Genomic DNA, 17,953 nt, shown 5'->3' on the forward strand with positions numbered 1-17,953 from the left:
TTTTTTTACCAGTCCTCACATCTCTTAACTTCATTTCTTCAAACAGACCTGCCAGCTTACAATTCTGTAAGTTTTATCCGAGCGACTGTAAGGAAAAAGAGGACCTATCTCCTATATAATCATCTTAGAAAGATTTAGGAGGTGTCCTATGCTGACGATAATCGCTCTGATATTCTTGCTACTGCTGATAGTGTCACTCTATCGAGACAACCGCAGTCTAAGCAACCCCTTCTTACTCTTCTTTTTCCTAGTCTCATTTTATTTGGCTTTGCTTGACTTGGCCTATTATTATCAGCTGAACCTACTTGGCAGTTTTCTGCTTTTAGCCGGCTTTGCTCTGATACCGTTTTTAGTCTTGCTAAGCGGCCTTTTTCTCATTTATAACGGTCTTATCCTCCTGCGAAAGGAGGGAAAATCTAAGACCAATTACCTCTCTCTGGGACTTGGGATTATCATTGTTTCCTTCTTTATTCTCTACTTTATTTACCTGACTTTCTGGAAATATTTAGTCGTCCTGCCCTATCTCTCCATTTTAGTCAATCTCTTCGTTTTCTCCTATTTACTTTTTGGCACTATCTTTGCGGCCTTACTCATCTATAGCTTTCTTTACAATCTTATTCCTAAGAAAAAGACCTATGATTTTATTATCATTCACGGAGCTGGTTTATTGGATGGCGAGCGGGTCAGCCCGCTGCTGCAAAAAAGAATTGACAAGGCGCTCGAAGTCTTTCATCACACCACTAATCCTGCTATGCAGCTAATTGCCAGCGGCGGTCAAGGACCAGATGAAAAAGTGTCTGAGGCACAGGCTATTGCAAAAGCGCTTAAACAGCAAGGCATTCCAGATGACAGGATTCTTATGGAAGATCGGTCAAGATCAACTTATGAAAATCTGTTGTTTTCTAAAAAGATTGGCGAATCGCTTATCAAAACACCACGCTTCCTCTTTGTTACAAATGATTATCATGTTTTTCGCACTAGCTTTTATGCTAAGAAAATTGGACTCAGCGGAGACGGCCTAGGCTGCCGAACTGCCAGCTATTACATCCCTAGCGCCTTTATCCGTGAATACATCGCTATCCTCGTCAAACTGAGATGGGGAATCGCAGCCATCTATCTGATTTTGATTGTATTACTCATCGTCTCTCACTTCGTTCATTGGTAATGCGATGCTAGATCAAGAAAGAGAGTTCAACCATATTGAACTCTCTTTCTGATTGAGTCAGATCAATTGAAAAGGCCATCGTAACGGGCAATCAAGCCGTTAAAAAATAAAACATGAGATGAATGAAAATCAGCCAATGCAACTGCCCTGTTTTTTCTTTTAAATAGCTGAAAAGCAGTGCCATAACAGGCGTAAGCACAACGACAACCGGGGATTTTTCGGTCAAAAAGTTAGGAATAAAGATGATATGCCCTAAGAGAAAAACAATAGGCAAAAGCAGAAAAATACTTTTTTGTGATAGGTGCTGCTTCAAAGCATTTTGAAAAAGGCCAAAAGTTACCAGATTTTGCCAAAAAACGGAAACGGTCACAAAGAGCAGGTACTGCCAGATGGGGAGCTCCCAATGATAGTGCCAGGGAACCGTGATGCCTGCAAAGAAAAGAATCAGGTAAAGCAGCCAGATTTTTCGATCAGATAACTTTAAAAGCAAAGCCAATTCTTCTCTTTTTCTTACGATAAGCCAAGATAAGATCATATTCAGCAGACAGCCTCCGACAATAACACTTCCACTCCACGGCAAAAGAGAAAAGAGGGCCTCAGACAGCCCGAGCTTGACTGTCAGTCCGAAAAGAAGAAACCATGTGATGGTTGGTAAAATCAAGTTCTTAACATTCTTCATGAATCCCCTCCAAAAGTGTTAGCTGCTTTCGCCTTTCTTCCTGAACTAGAGACATATTTCTAGGGACATGCGATTGATAACAGTTACTGCAAAGTCTGTTTCACAGAGGCTATGGTATTAACATGCGGGCTGGCCATTAATGGTGAAAAGGGTTGATAAAACCGTTTCTTGACCAGATCTTTCTCGTCGCGCACCAGCCTAGAGATCGCAAAACTAATATTTCTGGCTGTATGATAATTGATTTTCCCAGACAGCCAGTCCTGCATGGCAGCAAAGCCTTGTTTGATTTCCGGAAAAACCTGGTAATCAAAGCGCTTCAGTAAATCCTCTCCATATCGCAGACAGAAAGTGACTATTCCCTGATGACTTTTATGGTTATCGGAATTATTTTCAAGTTCACTGCTTCTCCCTCTTAATCCATCGCTTTCAGCTCCAAGACCATGTCACGGATTTGAGCTGCCAGTTCAAAGTCCAGCAATTCGGCAGCTTCCTGCATTTGTTTTTGGAGTTTTTTGATGGCTTCTTTGCGTTCTGAACGGTTCATTGCCGCATAGTCTAGGCTCTCTTCAGCCACATCGCTGTCACCCGACTTGGTAATGGCAATCAAATCACGGATTTCCTTCTTAATGGTTTGCGGAATAATACCGTGTTCTTCATTGTAGGCCATCTGAATTTCCCGGCGACGGGCGGTTTCCTTGATGGCATTCTCCATTGATTTGGTCATGGTATCGGCGTACATAATGACATGACCTTGAGCGTTACGGGCTGCCCGTCCGATAGTCTGGATAAGCCCACGTTCATTGCGCAAGAAACCTTCTTTATCTGCATCCAGGATAGCAACTAGGCTGACTTCTGGCACATCAATCCCCTCACGCAACAGATTAATCCCAATCAGAACATCAAAGACACCCAGACGCAAATCTCGGATAATTTCCGTCCGTTCTAAGGTCTTGATATCTGAGTGCATGTATTTAACCTTGACTCCCATTTCTTTCAGGTAATCGGTCAAATCCTCCGCCATTTTCTTGGTCAGGGTCGTGACAAAGACCCGCTCGCCCTTCTCTGTCCGCGCATTGATTTCTCCCAGAAGGTCATCCATCTGCCCCATGGTCGGACGTACTTCTACTTCAGGATCCAGAAGACCTGTCGGACGAATAATCTGCTCCACAATCGTATCTGTCTGCTCCAACTCATAATCTCCAGGGGTCGCAGAAACATACACAATCTGATGAACATGACTTTCAAATTCTTCGCGGCGCAGGGGTCTGTTGTCCAGAGCAGACGGCAGACGGAAACCGTAATTAACCAACATCTCCTTGCGGGAGCGGTCACCGTTATACATGCCCTTGATTTGCCCCATGGTCATGTGACTTTCATCAATCATAATCAGAAAATCATCAGGGAAGAAATCAAGCAGGGTATAAGGCGGCTCTCCCTCGCTGCGCCCATCCATGTGGCGGGAGTAATTCTCAACACCATTGGTGTAACCCATTTCCCGAAGCATTTCAATGTCATAATCCGTCCGCTGTTTTAAGCGCTGCGCTTCTAAAAGTTTCCCTTCTGCTTCAAATAATTTGAGCTGGGTGTCTAATTCAGCCTGAATTTTGGCAATTGCCACTTCCATGTGTTCATCGTTGGTCATAAAGTGAGTCGCAGGGAAAATGGCTAAATGGTCTACCTCACCCAGATTACGACCTGTCAAGGCCTCAATTTCTCGGATACGGTCAATCTCATCTCCAAAAAATTCGATCCGAAAGGCATGCTCATCGCGAGAAGCAGGGAAAATTTCCACCACATCTCCTCGAACCCGAAAACGGCCGCGTTGAAAATCAATATCATTACGCTCGAATTGGATATCCACCAAATCATTCAAGAGCTGGTCACGGGATATCTCCTGCCCAGGTCTTAGGCTGACAACGCTGTCAGCATATTCTTTCGGAGACCCCAGCCCGTAAATACAGGACACAGAGGCCACAACAATGACATCATTGCGTTCTAAAAGGGCTGACGTCGCTGAATGGCGGAGCTTATCAATCTCATCATTGACCGAGCTGTCTTTTTCGATATAGGTATCAGACGATGGCACATAGGCCTCGGGTTGATAATAATCATAGTAGGAAACAAAGTATTCCACGGCATTGTCAGGGAAAAATTCTTTAAATTCGCCATAAAGCTGACCAGCCAGCGTTTTATTGTGGGCAATTACCAGAGTGGGCTTGTTGACCTTCTGGATAACCTGACTCATGGTATAGGTTTTCCCAGTTCCTGTTGCTCCCATGAGGATTTGAGCTTTTTCGCCCCCTTCAATATTATCTACCAAAGCCTCAATAGCCTGTGGCTGATCTCCGGAAGGTTCGTATTTAGAAACGAGTTTAAAGGAATTGTTTTCTTGTCTGTTTATCATTCTTACACCTCTTCTGTTATTCTAACATATTATTGAAAAAAGCTTCTTGCTGGACTCATAAGTTACAAATAATGTTATATTTTATGACATCGAGATTGTGAAATTTGCAGTTGCACCCGTTTTTTGCTATAATAAAGTAATTTTTACTAAAGGAGATAGAGATGAAGAAAAAATTTCTTGCTTTTATGATAGCATTTCTGACATTTTTCCTTGCATCGGGTGTTAAAGCCTCAGCAGAAACTATTACTATTGTTTCTGATTCCACTTACGCCCCTTTTGAGTTTAAAGATTCAGATCAAGTGTATAAAGGCATTGATGTTGATTTAATTAAGGCCGTCGCCGAAGCTAGTGGCTGGGATTACAAAATGACCTTCCCTGGTTTTGATGCGGCGGTTAATGCCGTCCAGTCAGGGCAGGCAGACGCTATTATCGCAGGAATGTCTGTCACAGCGGAACGTCAAAAAGTATTTACCTTTTCGGATACCTACTACGACTCTGCAGTTGTCATTGCCACAACCAAGTCCAATAAGATTTCCAAATACAGTCAGCTGAAAGGCAAAACTGTCGGCGTTAAAAACGGAACATCCTCGCAGGCTTTCTTAGAGAAGAACAAGGATAAGTACGGTTTTAAAGTCACTTCTTTTGATGCTGGGGACAATATGTACAACAGCCTAAAATCGGGAGCTGTTGATGCGGTTATGGATGATAAGCCTGTTATTCAATATGCTATCAGCCAAGGTCAAGACCTTCGTGTCTCCATGAAAGGAGAGAAGGTTGGTTCTTATGCTTTTGCTGTGAAAAAAGGCAGTAAGTATGAGTATCTGGTCAAAGACTTTAATAAAGCGCTCAAAAAACTGAAAAAAGATGGCAGTTACGATAAGATTATCGCCAAATGGACTGCTTCTGACACTGATCAAACAAGCAGCGCCAAGGCTACCCCGGTCAAAGACAGCTACACGATTGTTATGGATTCCTCCTTTGCACCTTTTGAATTCCAAAATGATGCTGGCAAATATGTGGGGATTGATGTTGAATTGATAAAGGCAATCGCCAAGCAGCAAGGTTTCACCCTGCAAATCAAAAATCCCGGCTTTGACGCGGCCCTAAATGCCGTTCAGTCCAGTCAAGCTGATGGGGTTATGGCGGGAATGTCCATTACCGAAGAGCGCAAACAAATCTTCGACTTTTCTGACCCGTACTATACTTCCAACACCCTCTTGGCCGTCAAAAAAGGCAGCAAGATCTCCAGTTATGCTGATTTAAAAGGTAAAACGGTTGGTGCCAAAAATGGAACTGCTTCTTACACTTTCTTTGAAAAAAACAAGAGTAAGTATGGCTACACAATCAAAGCTTTTGATGAAGCTTCTACCATGTATGACAGCTTGAACTCTGGCTCTATTGATGCGCTTATGGATGATGAAGCTGTTCTGAAATATGCTATTCAGCAGGGACGTCAGTTTGAGACACCGGTTGATGGTGAAAAATCAGGTGAATATGGATTCGGCGTTAAAAAAGGCACGAATCCTGAGCTCATTCAAATGTTCAATAACGGCTTGGCCGCTCTTAAAGAAAATGGTCAGTATGACAAAATTGTCAATAAGTATCTAGGCGATGAGAGCGAAAGCCAAGAAAAAACAGCTGACGAAACAACCATCATTGGCCTCCTTCAAAACAACTACAAACAGCTTTTATCTGGACTTGGCACTACCTTAAGTCTAGCCCTGCTGTCATTTGGCCTTGCCATTATTGTCGGTATTATTTTTGGGATGATGAGTGTCAGCCCATTCAAAACACTTCGCGTGATTGCTTCTATCTTTGTTGATGTGGTTCGCGGTATTCCGCTCATGATTGTCGCAGCCTTTATCTTCTGGGGGATTCCAAACCTCATCGAATCCGTAACCGGCAATCAGAGTCCTATCAATGACTTCGTCGCTGGGACTATTGCCCTTACCCTAAATGCTGGTGCCTACATCGCTGAAATTGTCCGCGGTGGTATTGAAGCTGTCCCAGTCGGACAGATGGAAGCCAGCCGAAGTCTGGGTATTCCTTATCGGAAGACGATGCAAAAAATCATCCTTCCACAGGCTACGAAGCTGATGCNGCCAAACTTCATCAACCAATTTGTCATCACCTTAAAAGATACAACCATTATTTCAGCTATTGGTCTGATCGAACTCTTCCAAGCTGGAAAAATTATCATTGCTAGAAACTACCAATCTTTCCGTATGTATGCCATTTTAGCAATCTTGTATCTGATCATCATCACCTTGCTGACACGCTTGGCAAAACGTTTAGAAAAGAGGATTAAATAATGGCAGATTTAAAAATTGATGTTCAAGATTTGCATAAATCCTTTGGAAAAAATGAAGTTTTAAAAGGAATTGATGCTAAATTTTATGAGGGGGACGTGGTTTGTATTATCGGTCCTTCTGGATCAGGCAAGTCAACCTTCCTTCGGACCTTAAATCTTTTGGAGACGATTACCAGCGGTAAGGTTGTTGTGGATGGCTATGAATTGTCGGATCCAGCCACTAATGTTGATAAAGCCCGCGAAAATATCGGAATGGTTTTCCAGCATTTCAACCTTTTCCCTCACATGACCGTTTTAGAGAATATCATGTTTGCACCGACTGAATTGGGTAAAGAGTCCAAGGCAACTGCAGAAAAGCATGCTATTGAATTACTGGAAAAGGTCGGACTTTCTGATAAGAAAGATGCTTATCCTGACAGCCTTTCCGGTGGACAAAAGCAACGCGTGGCAATCGCTCGAAGCTTAGCCATGAATCCAGAAATCATGCTCTTTGATGAGCCGACTTCTGCCCTTGACCCTGAAATGGTCGGAGACGTTCTCAATGTCATGAAAGACTTAGCCGAACAAGGCATGACCATGCTCATCGTTACCCATGAAATGGGATTTGCTCGCCGAGTAGCTAACCGCGTTATTTTTACAGACGGCGGTCAATTTCTAGAGGATGGCACTCCTGAAGAAATTTTTGATCACCCTAAACACCCGCGTTTGAAAGACTTCTTGGATAAAGTCTTAAACGTTTAATCGTTAAAAAGCAGCCGTAATTCTTAGATAACAGCTGCTTTTTAGATTGTCTTTGCTAGTCATGAAAGCCTTTTCTTGACAAAATACGATTGATTTGCTAGTATAAAGGTACCACAATTCAGGAGGACAACCTATCGTGTTAAACTAAAAACCAATAATTGCAGATAATCTATCTTTATCAAGCATGGTTTTTAGTTCTGTCCAAATAAACAAGTCAACAAGCCTTTTTGAGTCTTGTTCTTATTGGCACTCTCTTCTTTCAAACCCTGCTTGATTAAGCAGGGTTTTTCTATTAAATCTTGGAGCAAGAAAGGAAAATACGATGAAACACTTAGACCAACTAAAAAAACAAGTCAAACAGCCACAGGGAAAGGGACAAGCTGGCAAAACAGCTGATAAAAATGTCCGCCCTGGTCACACTAACCAGCACAGCAAGCCTATTATCAGTCATAATCTAGGAAATCGCTAAGCTGGTCCCATCTCCTAAGGAGGACCTATGCTACAATTAGAAAAACTAACCATTACCCATCAGAAAGACTTGCAAGATTTGGTACACAACTTGGATTTGGTCTTAAATCCAGGCGAAAAACTGGCCATTATTGGCGAAGAAGGCACGGGCAAGTCCAGCCTCATCAAGGCTATCGTTGCCCCTCAACTCCTTTCTTCCTATGCCCAACTTTCAGGGAAGATCACCAACCATTTTCACCAGTTCGGTTATTTGCCACAAGCTTTGGAAAATGAAGAACTCCAACTAACCGTCATGGATTTTCTCTATCGAGATCTGGACTATGGGCTCTTTGACTTCAACCTTTTTTACAAATACGCCGACCAATTCGGACTTGATTTGGAGAAATTTGAAGCCAATGTACAGACTATGACTAGTCTCTCCGGTGGTGAAAAACTGAAAGTTCAGCTCTTGAAAATTCTAGCCAATGACCCTGACTTGCTGATTTTAGATGAACCATCCAGTGACTTGGACTTAGAAACCCTTCAATGGCTGGAACATTTTATCCAGCAGTCAGACAAGGCCATCCTTTTCATCTCCCATGATGAGAGTTTGCTAGCTCGGGCAGCTACTGCTATCTTGCACCTGGAATTGCTCAAAAAGCGGACAGAACCTCGAGCAACTTTCTACCGTGGAAGCTATGATCAGTACCGTCAGGAGCGAAAAGAGGGCTTTGAACACCAGCTACAAGTCGCTAAAAAAGAACGGGAAGAACACGCCAAAAAGATGGAGCGCCACCACCGTATCCACCAGAGTGTAGAGCATGTCCTGCGCCATACCCATGACAGTACTGCCGGTCGGCTCTTGGCCAAGAAGATGAAGAATGTCCTCAGCCAAGAAAAGCGACTGAAAAAAGAAGCCGAAAACCTGACCGAAATGCCGCAAGATATGGATGCCATCCAGCTCTTTTTCTCAGAAATAAAGCCCCTACCAGCCAGCAAAACCATCCTCTCTTGGGAGCATAAGGCCTTGCCGACAGGACAAACGATCAGCTTGCAGATTCGGGGACAGGATAAGCTGGTTATCACTGGCAAGAATGGCATTGGCAAAACCAGACTGCTCAAATTAATCATGAAAGACTTGCTAGCTCGTCCTGACTTATCCGTCGGCTACATGCCCCAGCACTACGAGGAGGAATTTGAAAATCAGGATACACCTCTGTCCTTTCTAGCTTCGGTAGCCGATGAGGAAAAAGCACGAACTCTCCTCGCTAGTTTAAAATTTACCAGACAAGAGGTCATTCATTCTCTACATGATTTGTCAGGCGGACAAAAGGCCAAACTGTTTCTGGCTCGGATGGTCTTGGCTGGCAATGATGTTCTGGTCTTGGATGAGCCGACCCGCCACTTTTCACCAACCAGTCAGCCCCTCATTCGACAGCTCTTGATAGATTACCCAGGTGCCATCATCAGTGTTTCCCATGACCGCCGCTTTATCGAAGAGGTAACTGCAATCAACTATCAGTTGGTTGAGGAAAGCTTGCTGAGAAAAAGATAATTGAAAAGCCTACTGTTTTTATGCAGCAGGCTTCTTCTTTTATTCTTCATTTTGCGTTTCTTCTTGCACTTCTTCCTTGGCCAATTTCTCCCGCTCTAAGCGCAACTTGCGGTTGGGATTCAATTCGTTAAAGAGCTGCTCTAGACGTTCTGAGTTCCAGACATCCGCAGCAGACCCAAAATTGCCGTCCTTGTCTTTAAAAGATACTAAGCCCATTTGATGACCTCTCTTTCACATTTCTTGACTCACACTTACCTGACGTTAGTAAGGTAGCTAACCAAGGTCCAATAAGACTTGGCCTAGTTTGACTGCTGACCTCGCTCTAAAATTTCTCTGTCCAAGCTGAGCTCACATGCCTAATAAGCTACAACATGGAGTCCAGGCAGTCGATATTACTGCCTGAACGGAATTCGTAAGGTTGGTAGGTAGACCGCCATAGTGGCTACCGTATCACATCAAGTCCTTTAGGACTAAGATGTGGTTCCAACGTTAATCCACAAACTCAAACTCAAAGTTGCCAATGCGGACAATGTCTCCATCTTTGGCACCTCGGGCACGCAGAGCTTCATCGACACCCATTCCCCGCAGCTGACGTGAGAACTTCATAATGGACTCGTCACGTTCCATATTGGTCATGACAAAAAGCTTTTCTAACTTATCCCCTGAAAGAACCCAGGCAGCATCATCAGCCCTTGAAATCTCGAATGGTTTTTCTTCTTCGTTAAAGCCATAATAGGCTTCTTCCTGCTGAAAATCCGACTCACCGTAAAGCAGAAATTCTGACGTTTTATCCAGTAATTCTGTTGTTGCTTCAAGAAGATTTTCTAACCCTTGATGGGCAATCCCAGAAACCGGAAAAATCTGAGGCAGGTCATCAAATTCATCATAGCTTTCGGCTAAGCGTTGCCTGAAAAGACGCAGATTTTCTTCTGCCTCCGGCATGTCCATCTTATTAGCAACGATAATCTGCGGACGCTCCATTAAACGAAGATTGTAGGTCTCCAGTTCATGGTTGATAGCCTGATAATCCTCATATGGATCCCGACCTTCACTGGCACTCATGTCTATCACATGAAGAATGACCCGTGTGCGCTCAATATGGCGGAGAAACTGGGTTCCAAGGCCAACGCCCTGGCTAGCCCCTTCAATCAGACCCGGTAAATCAGCTGCAACAAAAGACTCCCCTGATTTAGTTCTCACCATGCCGATATTAGGAACAATAGTGGTGAAATGGTAGGCTCCAATTTTAGGCTTAGCCGCAGAAATGACGCTTAATAAGGTGGACTTTCCGACAGACGGAAAGCCGACGAGACCAACATCTGCTAGAACTTTCAATTCCAGTTCGAGTTCACGTTCCTCACCCGGCTCACCATTTTCCGCAATTTCGGGAGCTGGGTTGCGAGGGGTAGCAAAACGGATATTGCCACGCCCCCCGCGGCCGCCATGGGCTACGACAAATTCCTGTCCATTTTCAACAAGATCGGTAAGAACCTTGCCGGTCTCCGCATCACGGACAGTTGTTCCTTGGGGAACACGGACATATAGATTATCGGAGCCGCGACCATGCATGCCTTTGGTCATCCCTTTTTCACCGGCTTTGGCTTTAAAATGACGGTTGTAGCGAAAGTCCATAAGTGTGCGAAGCCCTTCATCCACAAGGAAAATCACATCACCACCGCGACCACCGTCACCACCCCAGGGGCCGCCGTTGGGCACATACTTTTCACGGCGAAAGGCAACCATACCGTCACCGCCGCGGCCGGCCTTGACGCTTACCTTGGCCGTATCTAAAAACATACTCATTCTTTCAATTCTTCCTATTTTCCTGCTTTAAAAAAACGCCCTTAAGCGTCCCTTTAAATAATTCCAACGGCACTTAGGGCACTAAACACAACGGCTCCTACTGTAACCAATAGCATCACAATGACAACCACTAGGGTTAATTTTTCAAAGGGGGTCTTCTTTTTGGGTCCATTATCTCCAAAAGCCAATTCATTTTACCTCTTTTACAGAATTTTTTCCTATTCATCTTATCATGATTTGGAAGAATAAGCAACTAACAAGCCAGATTGACTTTAATTTGTGATTTCAAACTAAATATGCTAGAGTAACAGATGACAGAAAAAAACAAGGAGGTTGTCATGGTTTTACAAAACTTTGATCAAAACTTAAAAAAATATGCCCAGCTCTTGATTAACAAGGGGGTCAATATCCAAAAGGGCCATACTCTGATCATTACTATCGATGTCAAGCAGAATGACTTTGCTCAGCTTCTGACAGAAGCTGCTTATCAAGCCGGTGCTAGCGAAGTGGTGGTTGATTACACAGACGACAGAATCACCAAATCAAAATTGCTTTATGCCGATGAAGACCGAATAACAACTGTTCCACAGTACTTGGTTGATAAATCCCTTTATTTTCTTGACAAAAAGGCCAGCCGCCTGGCCATTCGTTCTTCGGATCCGAACGCTTTTGCTGGTGTAGACAGCAAACGTTTAGCGGATGCGACAAAAGCAGTCGCTCTGGCTTTAAATGAGCAGCGCCAAGCCACTCAGGCCAACAAAGTCAGCTGGAATTTAGCGGCCGCTGCAGGACCCGAGTGGGCTGCTATGGTCTTTCCTGACTTATCCAGTCAGGAAGAACAGGTCGATGCCCTTTGGGATGCTATCTTTAAAATGAATCGTATCTATGATGATGATCCGATTAAGGCTTGGGATGAGCATGAAGCACGCTTATCTGAGAAAGCATCCAAATTGAACAAGGCACAATTTACAGCCCTTCATTACCGAGCACCTGGAACTGACCTAACGATCGGTCTGCCAAAAAACCACCTCTGGGAATCCGCCGGCTCCTACAATGCTCAAGGAGAAACATTTATTGCCAACATGCCGACCGAAGAGGTCTTTACAGCCCCTGATTACCGTCGAGCTGATGGCTATGTTCAAAGTACCAAACCCTTAAGTTATGCCGGTGTTGTCATCGAAAACATGACCTTTACCTTTAAAGATGGGCTTATTGTGGATGTTAAAGCTGATAAAGGGGAGGAAACCATTAAACGCTTAGTGGAAGAAAACGACGGTGCCCGCTCTCTTGGTGAAGTGGCGCTTGTCCCTCATAAAACACCGATTTCTCTGTCAGGCCTTACTTTCTTTAATACGCTCTTTGACGAAAATGCCTCTAATCATCTTGCCATTGGCTCTGCCTATGCTTTCAATATTGAAGGAGGTACTCAGATGAGCAATGAAGAGCTTAAAGCGGCCGGCCTTAACCGTTCAACCACTCATGTGGACTTCATGATTGGCTCTGATCAGATGGATATTGACGGTATCGACCAGGAAGGCAATGCCGTCCCAATCTTCCGGGGCGGAGAGTGGGCTATTTAAAAAAGGAGATCCTGATGATTCTTTTTTCAAAACCCTTTAAAGCGCTGCCTCAACACTCAGCCCGTTCTCAAGGGTCAGGAGGTTTGGATGTCCTCGCAACCCCTAGTTTGGTTGCCTTTATGGAAAATGTCGCTTATGACTTCTTGGAAAAACAGTTAGACGCTGGACAAACCAGTGTGGGAGTAAGTCTTGATTTAGAACATTTAGCGCCCACCAAAATCGGACGCACCATTAAGGTAAACCTCTTAGAGCATTCTCAAGAGGGACGCAAGAACCACTTTAGCCTCGAGGCTTTTGACGGTGATAAACGGATTGGTAAAGCCCTGCATACCAGAGTTTGTGTTGATCATCAGCGTTTTTTAGAACAACTGAATTAAAAAAAGCGTGAGACACAAACCAGTCAACCGTCATAAAGTGGCAATTTCGATTTTGTTGCTCCACCGCCGCACAGTTGATGAGAACAGGTGTGATCACTTACATAGCAAGAAACAAGGGCTTCCATTAAGCTACTTTGATGCTGCATAATTAAAAGCGTTTGAGAAAAAAGTCTCAAACGCTTTTTTAAATTAGGTTAGTTGATTAAAATCCCAGACCTGATCAACCCAGCCCTCGTAGAAATCTGGTTCATGACAGACCATGAGGATAGAGCCTTTATATGCCTTTAAAGCCCGTTTCAACTCCTCTTTAGCCTCGACATCCAGGTGATTGGTTGGCTCGTCTAAGACCAGAATATTATTTTCACGATTCATCAGCAGACAGAATCGAACTTTGGTCTGCTCTCCTCCTGAAAGCACCTGAATCTGACTGTCAATATGTTTAGCTGTCAAGCCGCAGCGAGCTAGAGCAGCCCTGACTTCCGCCTGATTGAGAGCGGGGAAAGCATCCCAGACGGCTTGGAGCGGTGTCTGCCGATTGCCATTGGCTGCTTCTTGCTCAAAGTAGCCGATATCGAGATAATCGCCTCGTTCAACTTCTCCAGCCATTGGCGGTATCAGCCCCAAAAGACTTTTTAGAAGAGTAGTCTTACCAATACCATTGGCTCCTACAATGGCAACCTTTTGGTTACGCTCAAAGGTCAAATCAAGCGGTCTGGTCAAAGGTCTGTCATAGCCAATTTCCAGTTTCTTAGCCTGAAAAATAAAACGACCGGGCGTCCGCGACATTTTGAAATCAAAGGAAGGTTTTGGCTTTTCCGCCTGCAATTCAATAATGTCCATCTTATCCAGTTTCTTCTGACGGGACATGGCCATGTTTCGGGTGGCAACCCGAGCTTTATTGCGGTTGACGAAATCTTGTAAATCAGCAATTTCTTTTTGCTGGCGTTGGTAAGCTGCTTCTAGCTGAGCTTTTTTCATAGCATAGACTTCTTGGAACTGGTCGTAATTCCCTGAATAGCGAACCAGATCCTGGTTTTCCACATGGTAAACAATATTGATAACCTCATTTAAGAAAGGGATATCATGAGAGATGAGGACGAAGGCATTTTCATAGTCCTGCAGATAACGCTTAAGCCAGTCAATGTGCTCGGCATCAAGGTAATTGGTGGGTTCATCCAGTAGCAGAATGTCTGGTTTTTCCAAGAGAAGTTTGGCCAGCAGTACCTTGGTGCGCTGACCCCCCGATAGCTCGGTAACGTCTGTCTCCATGCCGAAATCCATGACGCCCAAGGCACGCGCCACCTCATCAATTTTCGCATCTAAGGTATAGAAATCACGGCTTTCCAAACGATCTTGGAGCTCTCCGACTTCCTCCATCAAGGCATCGATGTCGGCTCCCTCCTCTGCCATACGCATATAAATGTCATTAATCCGGTTTTCCGTTTTAAAGAGCTCGTCAAAGGCTGTCCTCAACACATCGCGGACGGTCTGACCTTTTTCTAAAACAGCATGCTGATCCAGATAGCCTGCCGTCACATATTTGGACCAGTCTACTTTGCCCTCGTCAGGCTGCAGCTGACCCGTTACAATGGACATGAAGGTTGATTTCCCCTCACCATTGGCTCCTACAAGACCAATATGTTCTCCCTTCAGGAGACGGAAGGATACATTATCAAAAATAGCACGGTCACCAAAACCGTGGCTTAAGTTTTTTACTTCTAAAATACTCATGATTTCTCTCTTTTTATAAAATAGCTGAGCAGTCAGCTCCTATTGCCAGATATGATTATATCAAATCAGGCTGATTGGAGGCAAGGTAAACAGACTCCACATAAAAAAGGAAGTCCATACTTCCTTAACCCAGTGTCTTCTTTAAGGATTCAGTAAATCCCTCAGACTTGTTGCAGGCCGTCCCAGAACACTTTCAACATCACTTGAAACACCGGTCTGTTCTCCTGCTTTTATAGCTGTATAGGTAGATACCCAGGCATCGTATTCCCAGTCTTGGGCAGGCCATCTTTTCCGAGATTGATACGCTTCTTCGACCGTTTCATCGATAAAGGTCAGCATCTCTCCCGTTTTCTCAGAAACAGCTCTGACAATATCGGTCATGGTCAGATTTTCTGGGCCTGTCAGATCTAAGGTCTGATTTGCCCATTTCTCAGGTGCCTTCAAAATACAGGCACCGACCTCTGCAACATCTTGTCTAGCCACAGCTGAAACACTACCATTGCCGGCAGGCCCCCGAATCTCGCCATTAGACTGACACAAGTCTAGGAAGAAATCCAAGTAAAAATTATCCCGCAAAAAGGTGTAGGTAAAGCCCTTTTTGATAATATACTGTTCTGTCTTTGCATGATCACGCGCTAAGGTGAAAACAGAATTATCGGCAGCATTATAGAAAGAGGTGTAGATGATATGTGTCACACCAGCTTTTTGAGCGGCATCAACAAAGGCAAAATGTTGCTCTAAGCGCTTAGGATGCTCAGCAGCTGAGACCATAAATAATGTCTCAACTCCCTTTAAAGCCTCGACCGTCTCTGCTGAATCATCATAAGCAGCCTTAACTACCGTCGCATTAGCGTACTTTGGGGCTCTTTCAGGACTTCTAGCCAAGTGACGAGCAGGGATCCCTTGCTGCGATAATAAAGCAGCAAGCTGTCCGCCGACTTTCCCGGTAACACCTGTAATCGCAATTGTCATTTTCTGCCTCCTTTACGTAATAGCTACTGTCTTCTTAGTTTGTTTGACTAAGGGTCATTAATCTTGTGTAAAAATCTGGGAACTGTCTCTTAAGATTGACAAAGTCACCCGCCTGACTAGTAAACGTGTGATGTGATTCCGCCTGACAAATGAGGGCCCCCTTGTCATTGACCATTTGATAAGAGAAAATCAAGCGTGCGGCTTTAACAGCTGCAACAGAAATGGTAATGCGGATCTCATCTGCAAAGGTTGAAGTGGCTAAATAGTCACAATTTACCCTTGTGACCGGAGATATAATTCCTTTTTCTTCTAGTTTATCATAGGGCCAGCCAATTTCTGACAAAAAATGAACCCGCGCTTCTTCCATCCAGCGAATATAATTTGAATGATGGGTGATGCCCATACGGTCTGTCTCATAGTACTGAACACGGTGATGATGTGGTGTCATAATTCCCCTCACTTCTGCTTTTGTTCCATTATAGCATAAAGCCTTTATCCACCCCTCAAAAAGGAAAGGCAAATAAAAGACAGCCGCTGAAGAGTCCTAGGAAAAAGCCCACCAAAACATCCTTGGGATAATGAAGACCCGCCGCAATTCGGCAAAAGCCAAGAAAAGCAGATAGGACCAGCAAACAAAGGCCTAATAACAGGTGAACTCGCAGCACACAGATACTAATCAAGGTTGCAGAAAACACATGGCGGCTTGGCATAGAATGGCCACGAGTCTCTTTTAAAATCAATGGTTCAATTGCCCATGTTTCATAAGGTCTCGGCTGATTAAGGACTTTTCGAAGGATCGTCATCAAGCAAAAGCTAACCCCTGGAAACAATAAGAAAGGAAACCAATTTTTCTGATTGAAGAATAAATAGGCCAGCAAAATCAGATAGACCGCTGCCATCAGTTTACTGATGAGACGGTTAGCTGATTTAATCAGTGCGATAGCAAATGGGTAAGTCTTCAAGGTTTTCATTAAACGGTTGTAAAACAAATCATAATTTTCCATCATTACTCCCATTATATCATGCCTGGCCTTGATTCGAAACGATTCAGATAAAAATGGGGCAAGAGGCTGATAAGACAGCAAAAAGCCTCTGTGGCTAGACTTTGATGTAAAGTTCTCGTCACAGAGGAGGTTGGTATCAATCGGGCATTTCCTGCCGATATTGGCTACATGAGCAGGGCCTGCAATTTGGTATCTGGTTTGAACCCGAAATGATTTCCCCAAAAAGCCTCCTGATTCAAGAAAAGCCACATTGAGTGGTGGGTTCCAAGTCCCACCCTCCATTGTATAGCCGTCACCAGTATTGTCTAGACCTGAGCCAAAAAGAAGTGTAGGATTGGCTGATTGATACCCTGTCTCAATTTATCTCAACCTACTAGGTTGACTATATCAAGTGGGATATGAATAGACATCTGGTGGAGCACGAAAGTCCCACTGTCATCTTAGGCAGCGCCAAGGAATTTGCCCATCGCTATATGCTGGGACTCTACCGGGTAATTGAGAGCATCACCAGCCAGTTTCCGGACCTGCTGATTGAAAATTGTTCCAGTGGTGGTGGCCGGCTTGATTATGGAATGCTCTACTATTTCCCTCAGACTTGGGCAAGTGATAATACAGATGGCTTTGACCGTCAGGCTATCCAAGACGGAGCAAGTTATCTCTTCCATCCCTATCAACTGACTGGGCATGTTTCTGTTACTCCCAACCGTCAAACCCAGCGTCTTACACCTTTTCAAACCCGCCTTGATTTGGCATCTGCCACCAATATGGGCTATGAACTCAACATTCTTGAGTTTTCTGAAAATGAGGAGAAGATGGTTTTGGAACATATCAGCGAATACAAGAAACTCCGACCACTTATAAAAGATGGCCGTTTCTACCGCCTGAAATCTCCCTTCACCAGTAATCAGACAGCCTGACTGTTTGAAAGTCCAGATAAATCCCACTATCACTTATTTGCCTTTAGAAATCTCTTCAAGGTCTCTCAATTCCATGCCATTCTCAAGATTCCCTATCTTGACCCAAATGCGCATTATAAGGACCAATTCGGAAGGGTATTTTCTGGAGCGGAGTTGGTCCATTCCGGCATCCATATTCCGTTTGCAGCTAGTGATTTTCAGTATTTTAGTCTGGAATTTCATAAAATATAAGAAAGTACACTAGGCATGTTTTTCCTAGTGTACTTT

17 protein-coding genes and 2 pseudogenes are annotated in these 17,953 nt (G+C 44.1%); 9 read left to right on the top strand and 10 right to left on the bottom strand.

The genetic code is table 11. The features are described from left to right. Positions 1-148: 148 nt before the first annotated feature. Positions 149-1,165, top strand: a complete 1,017-nt coding sequence (locus tag A3GY_RS0103515; protein WP_018030026.1) for a YdcF family protein — start codon at positions 149-151, stop codon at positions 1,163-1,165. A gap of 91 nt (positions 1,166-1,256) precedes the next feature. Here A3GY_RS0103515 and A3GY_RS10410 read toward each other — a convergent pair whose 3' ends face one another. The 3 genes and pseudogenes from A3GY_RS10410 to uvrB all read right to left on the bottom strand — a co-directional run bounded on the left by A3GY_RS10410 (position 1,257) and on the right by uvrB (position 4,248). Continuing rightward, entirely contained in the window at positions 1,257-1,844 is a 588-nt protein-coding gene (locus A3GY_RS10410; protein WP_018030027.1) for a CPBP family glutamic-type intramembrane protease, read from the bottom strand. A gap of 83 nt (positions 1,845-1,927) precedes the next feature. After that, positions 1,928-2,206, bottom strand: a pseudogene (locus tag A3GY_RS10520) (putative immunity protein); the annotation flags it as partial. A gap of 50 nt (positions 2,207-2,256) precedes the next feature. Beyond that, positions 2,257-4,248, bottom strand: a complete 1,992-nt coding sequence (gene uvrB, locus A3GY_RS0103530) for an excinuclease ABC subunit UvrB (RefSeq protein WP_018030028.1) — start codon at positions 4,246-4,248, stop codon at positions 2,257-2,259. Between the two features lie 161 nt (positions 4,249-4,409). On the opposite strand from uvrB, the gene A3GY_RS0103535 reads away from it, so the two are divergent. From A3GY_RS0103535 to A3GY_RS0103550, 4 genes are all read left to right on the top strand, one after another. Then, positions 4,410-6,560, top strand: coding sequence for an ABC transporter substrate-binding protein/permease (locus A3GY_RS0103535; protein ID WP_018030029.1), 2,151 nt, complete (start codon positions 4,410-4,412; stop codon positions 6,558-6,560). After that, positions 6,560-7,300 (top strand): amino acid ABC transporter ATP-binding protein, encoded by a 741-nt coding sequence (locus A3GY_RS0103540; RefSeq protein WP_018030030.1) that lies wholly within the window; start codon positions 6,560-6,562, stop codon positions 7,298-7,300. The genes A3GY_RS0103535 and A3GY_RS0103540 overlap by 1 nt, the downstream gene beginning before the upstream one ends. Positions 7,301-7,622: 322 nt before the next feature. Then, entirely contained in the window at positions 7,623-7,769 is a 147-nt protein-coding gene (locus A3GY_RS10370; protein ID WP_018030031.1) for a hypothetical protein, read from the top strand. 27 nt (positions 7,770-7,796) lie between these two features. Continuing rightward, on the top strand, positions 7,797-9,302 hold the full coding sequence (locus tag A3GY_RS0103550) for an ATP-binding cassette domain-containing protein (RefSeq protein WP_018030032.1): 1,506 nt from the start codon (positions 7,797-7,799) through the stop codon (positions 9,300-9,302). A 39-nt stretch (positions 9,303-9,341) separates the two neighbouring features. Here the strand turns inward: A3GY_RS0103550 and A3GY_RS0103555 are convergent, their stop codons facing one another. The 3 genes from A3GY_RS0103555 to A3GY_RS10025 form a co-directional block, all read right to left on the bottom strand. Continuing rightward, the gene (locus A3GY_RS0103555) at positions 9,342-9,518 is read right to left on the bottom strand and encodes a hypothetical protein (RefSeq protein WP_018030033.1); all 177 of its coding nucleotides are present in this window, start codon (positions 9,516-9,518) and stop codon (positions 9,342-9,344) included. Positions 9,519-9,791: 273 nt separating this feature from the next. Further along, entirely contained in the window at positions 9,792-11,105 is a 1,314-nt protein-coding gene (gene obgE / locus A3GY_RS0103560; RefSeq protein WP_018030034.1) for a GTPase ObgE, read from the bottom strand. A 53-nt stretch (positions 11,106-11,158) separates the two neighbouring features. Then, on the bottom strand, positions 11,159-11,293 hold the full coding sequence (locus tag A3GY_RS10025) for a DUF4044 domain-containing protein (RefSeq protein ID WP_018030035.1): 135 nt from the start codon (positions 11,291-11,293) through the stop codon (positions 11,159-11,161). Between the two features lie 150 nt (positions 11,294-11,443). Between A3GY_RS10025 and A3GY_RS0103570 the strand changes: the two genes are divergently transcribed. Together A3GY_RS0103570 and A3GY_RS0103575 are read left to right on the top strand one after the other, a co-directional pair. Beyond that, positions 11,444-12,685 (top strand): aminopeptidase, encoded by a 1,242-nt coding sequence (locus A3GY_RS0103570; RefSeq protein WP_018030036.1) that lies wholly within the window; start codon positions 11,444-11,446, stop codon positions 12,683-12,685. A gap of 14 nt (positions 12,686-12,699) precedes the next feature. Beyond that, a complete protein-coding gene (locus tag A3GY_RS0103575) occupies positions 12,700-13,062 on the top strand; it encodes a thioesterase family protein (protein WP_018030037.1) in 363 nt (120 codons plus the stop codon). A gap of 189 nt (positions 13,063-13,251) precedes the next feature. Here A3GY_RS0103575 and A3GY_RS0103580 read toward each other — a convergent pair whose 3' ends face one another. The 4 genes from A3GY_RS0103580 to A3GY_RS0103595 all read right to left on the bottom strand — a co-directional run bounded on the left by A3GY_RS0103580 (position 13,252) and on the right by A3GY_RS0103595 (position 16,991). Beyond that, positions 13,252-14,793 carry an ABC-F family ATP-binding cassette domain-containing protein gene (locus A3GY_RS0103580; protein ID WP_018030038.1) on the bottom strand — a complete coding sequence of 514 codons (1,542 nt, stop codon included), beginning with the start codon at positions 14,791-14,793 and terminating at the stop codon, positions 13,252-13,254. Positions 14,794-14,934: 141 nt separating this feature from the next. Then, positions 14,935-15,765 carry an SDR family oxidoreductase gene (locus tag A3GY_RS0103585; protein WP_018030039.1) on the bottom strand — a complete coding sequence of 277 codons (831 nt, stop codon included), beginning with the start codon at positions 15,763-15,765 and terminating at the stop codon, positions 14,935-14,937. Between the two features lie 34 nt (positions 15,766-15,799). Beyond that, complete coding sequence (locus tag A3GY_RS0103590; protein ID WP_018030040.1) at positions 15,800-16,213, bottom strand: acyl-CoA thioesterase; 414 nt, start codon at positions 16,211-16,213, stop codon at positions 15,800-15,802. Between the two features lie 55 nt (positions 16,214-16,268). Further along, positions 16,269-16,991 (bottom strand): phosphatase PAP2 family protein, encoded by a 723-nt coding sequence (locus tag A3GY_RS0103595; protein WP_231871627.1) that lies wholly within the window; start codon positions 16,989-16,991, stop codon positions 16,269-16,271. On the opposite strand from A3GY_RS0103595, the pseudogene A3GY_RS09910 reads away from it, so the two are divergent. Both A3GY_RS09910 and A3GY_RS10525 read left to right on the top strand, forming a co-directional pair. Further along, positions 16,979-17,686: pseudogene (locus tag A3GY_RS09910) on the top strand (alpha-galactosidase). The gene A3GY_RS0103595 and the pseudogene A3GY_RS09910 overlap by 13 nt on opposite strands. Next, complete coding sequence (locus A3GY_RS10525) at positions 17,687-17,917, top strand: GH36 C-terminal domain-containing protein (protein ID WP_081601036.1); 231 nt, start codon at positions 17,687-17,689, stop codon at positions 17,915-17,917. Positions 17,918-17,953: the final 36 nt, after the last annotated feature.

Source organism: Streptococcus ferus DSM 20646, assembly GCF_000372425.1.
Lineage (GTDB): Bacteria > Bacillota > Bacilli > Lactobacillales > Streptococcaceae > Streptococcus > Streptococcus ferus.

Bases quoted from the DNA above. Each gene is read 5' to 3' on its own strand.
- A3GY_RS0103590 (WP_018030040.1), bottom strand. From the start codon at position 16,213: ATGACACCACATCATCACCGTGTTCAGTACTATGAGACAGACCGTATG.
- A3GY_RS0103540 (WP_018030030.1), top strand. From the start codon at position 6,560: ATGGCAGATTTAAAAATTGATGTTCAAGATTTGCATAAATCCTTTGGA.
- obgE (WP_018030034.1), bottom strand. From the start codon at position 11,105: ATGAGTATGTTTTTAGATACGGCCAAGGTAAGCGTCAAGGCCGGCCGC.
- A3GY_RS0103580 (WP_018030038.1), bottom strand. From the start codon at position 14,793: ATGAGTATTTTAGAAGTAAAAAACTTAAGCCACGGTTTTGGTGACCGT.
- A3GY_RS10370 (WP_018030031.1), top strand. From the start codon at position 7,623: ATGAAACACTTAGACCAACTAAAAAAACAAGTCAAACAGCCACAGGGA.
- A3GY_RS0103575 (WP_018030037.1), top strand. From the start codon at position 12,700: ATGATTCTTTTTTCAAAACCCTTTAAAGCGCTGCCTCAACACTCAGCC.
- A3GY_RS10410 (WP_018030027.1), bottom strand. From the start codon at position 1,844: ATGAAGAATGTTAAGAACTTGATTTTACCAACCATCACATGGTTTCTT.
- uvrB (WP_018030028.1), bottom strand. From the start codon at position 4,248: ATGATAAACAGACAAGAAAACAATTCCTTTAAACTCGTTTCTAAATAC.
- A3GY_RS0103570 (WP_018030036.1), top strand. From the start codon at position 11,444: ATGGTTTTACAAAACTTTGATCAAAACTTAAAAAAATATGCCCAGCTC.
- A3GY_RS0103515 (WP_018030026.1), top strand. From the start codon at position 149: ATGCTGACGATAATCGCTCTGATATTCTTGCTACTGCTGATAGTGTCA.
- A3GY_RS0103555 (WP_018030033.1), bottom strand. From the start codon at position 9,518: ATGGGCTTAGTATCTTTTAAAGACAAGGACGGCAATTTTGGGTCTGCT.
- A3GY_RS0103585 (WP_018030039.1), bottom strand. From the start codon at position 15,765: ATGACAATTGCGATTACAGGTGTTACCGGGAAAGTCGGCGGACAGCTT.
- A3GY_RS0103550 (WP_018030032.1), top strand. From the start codon at position 7,797: ATGCTACAATTAGAAAAACTAACCATTACCCATCAGAAAGACTTGCAA.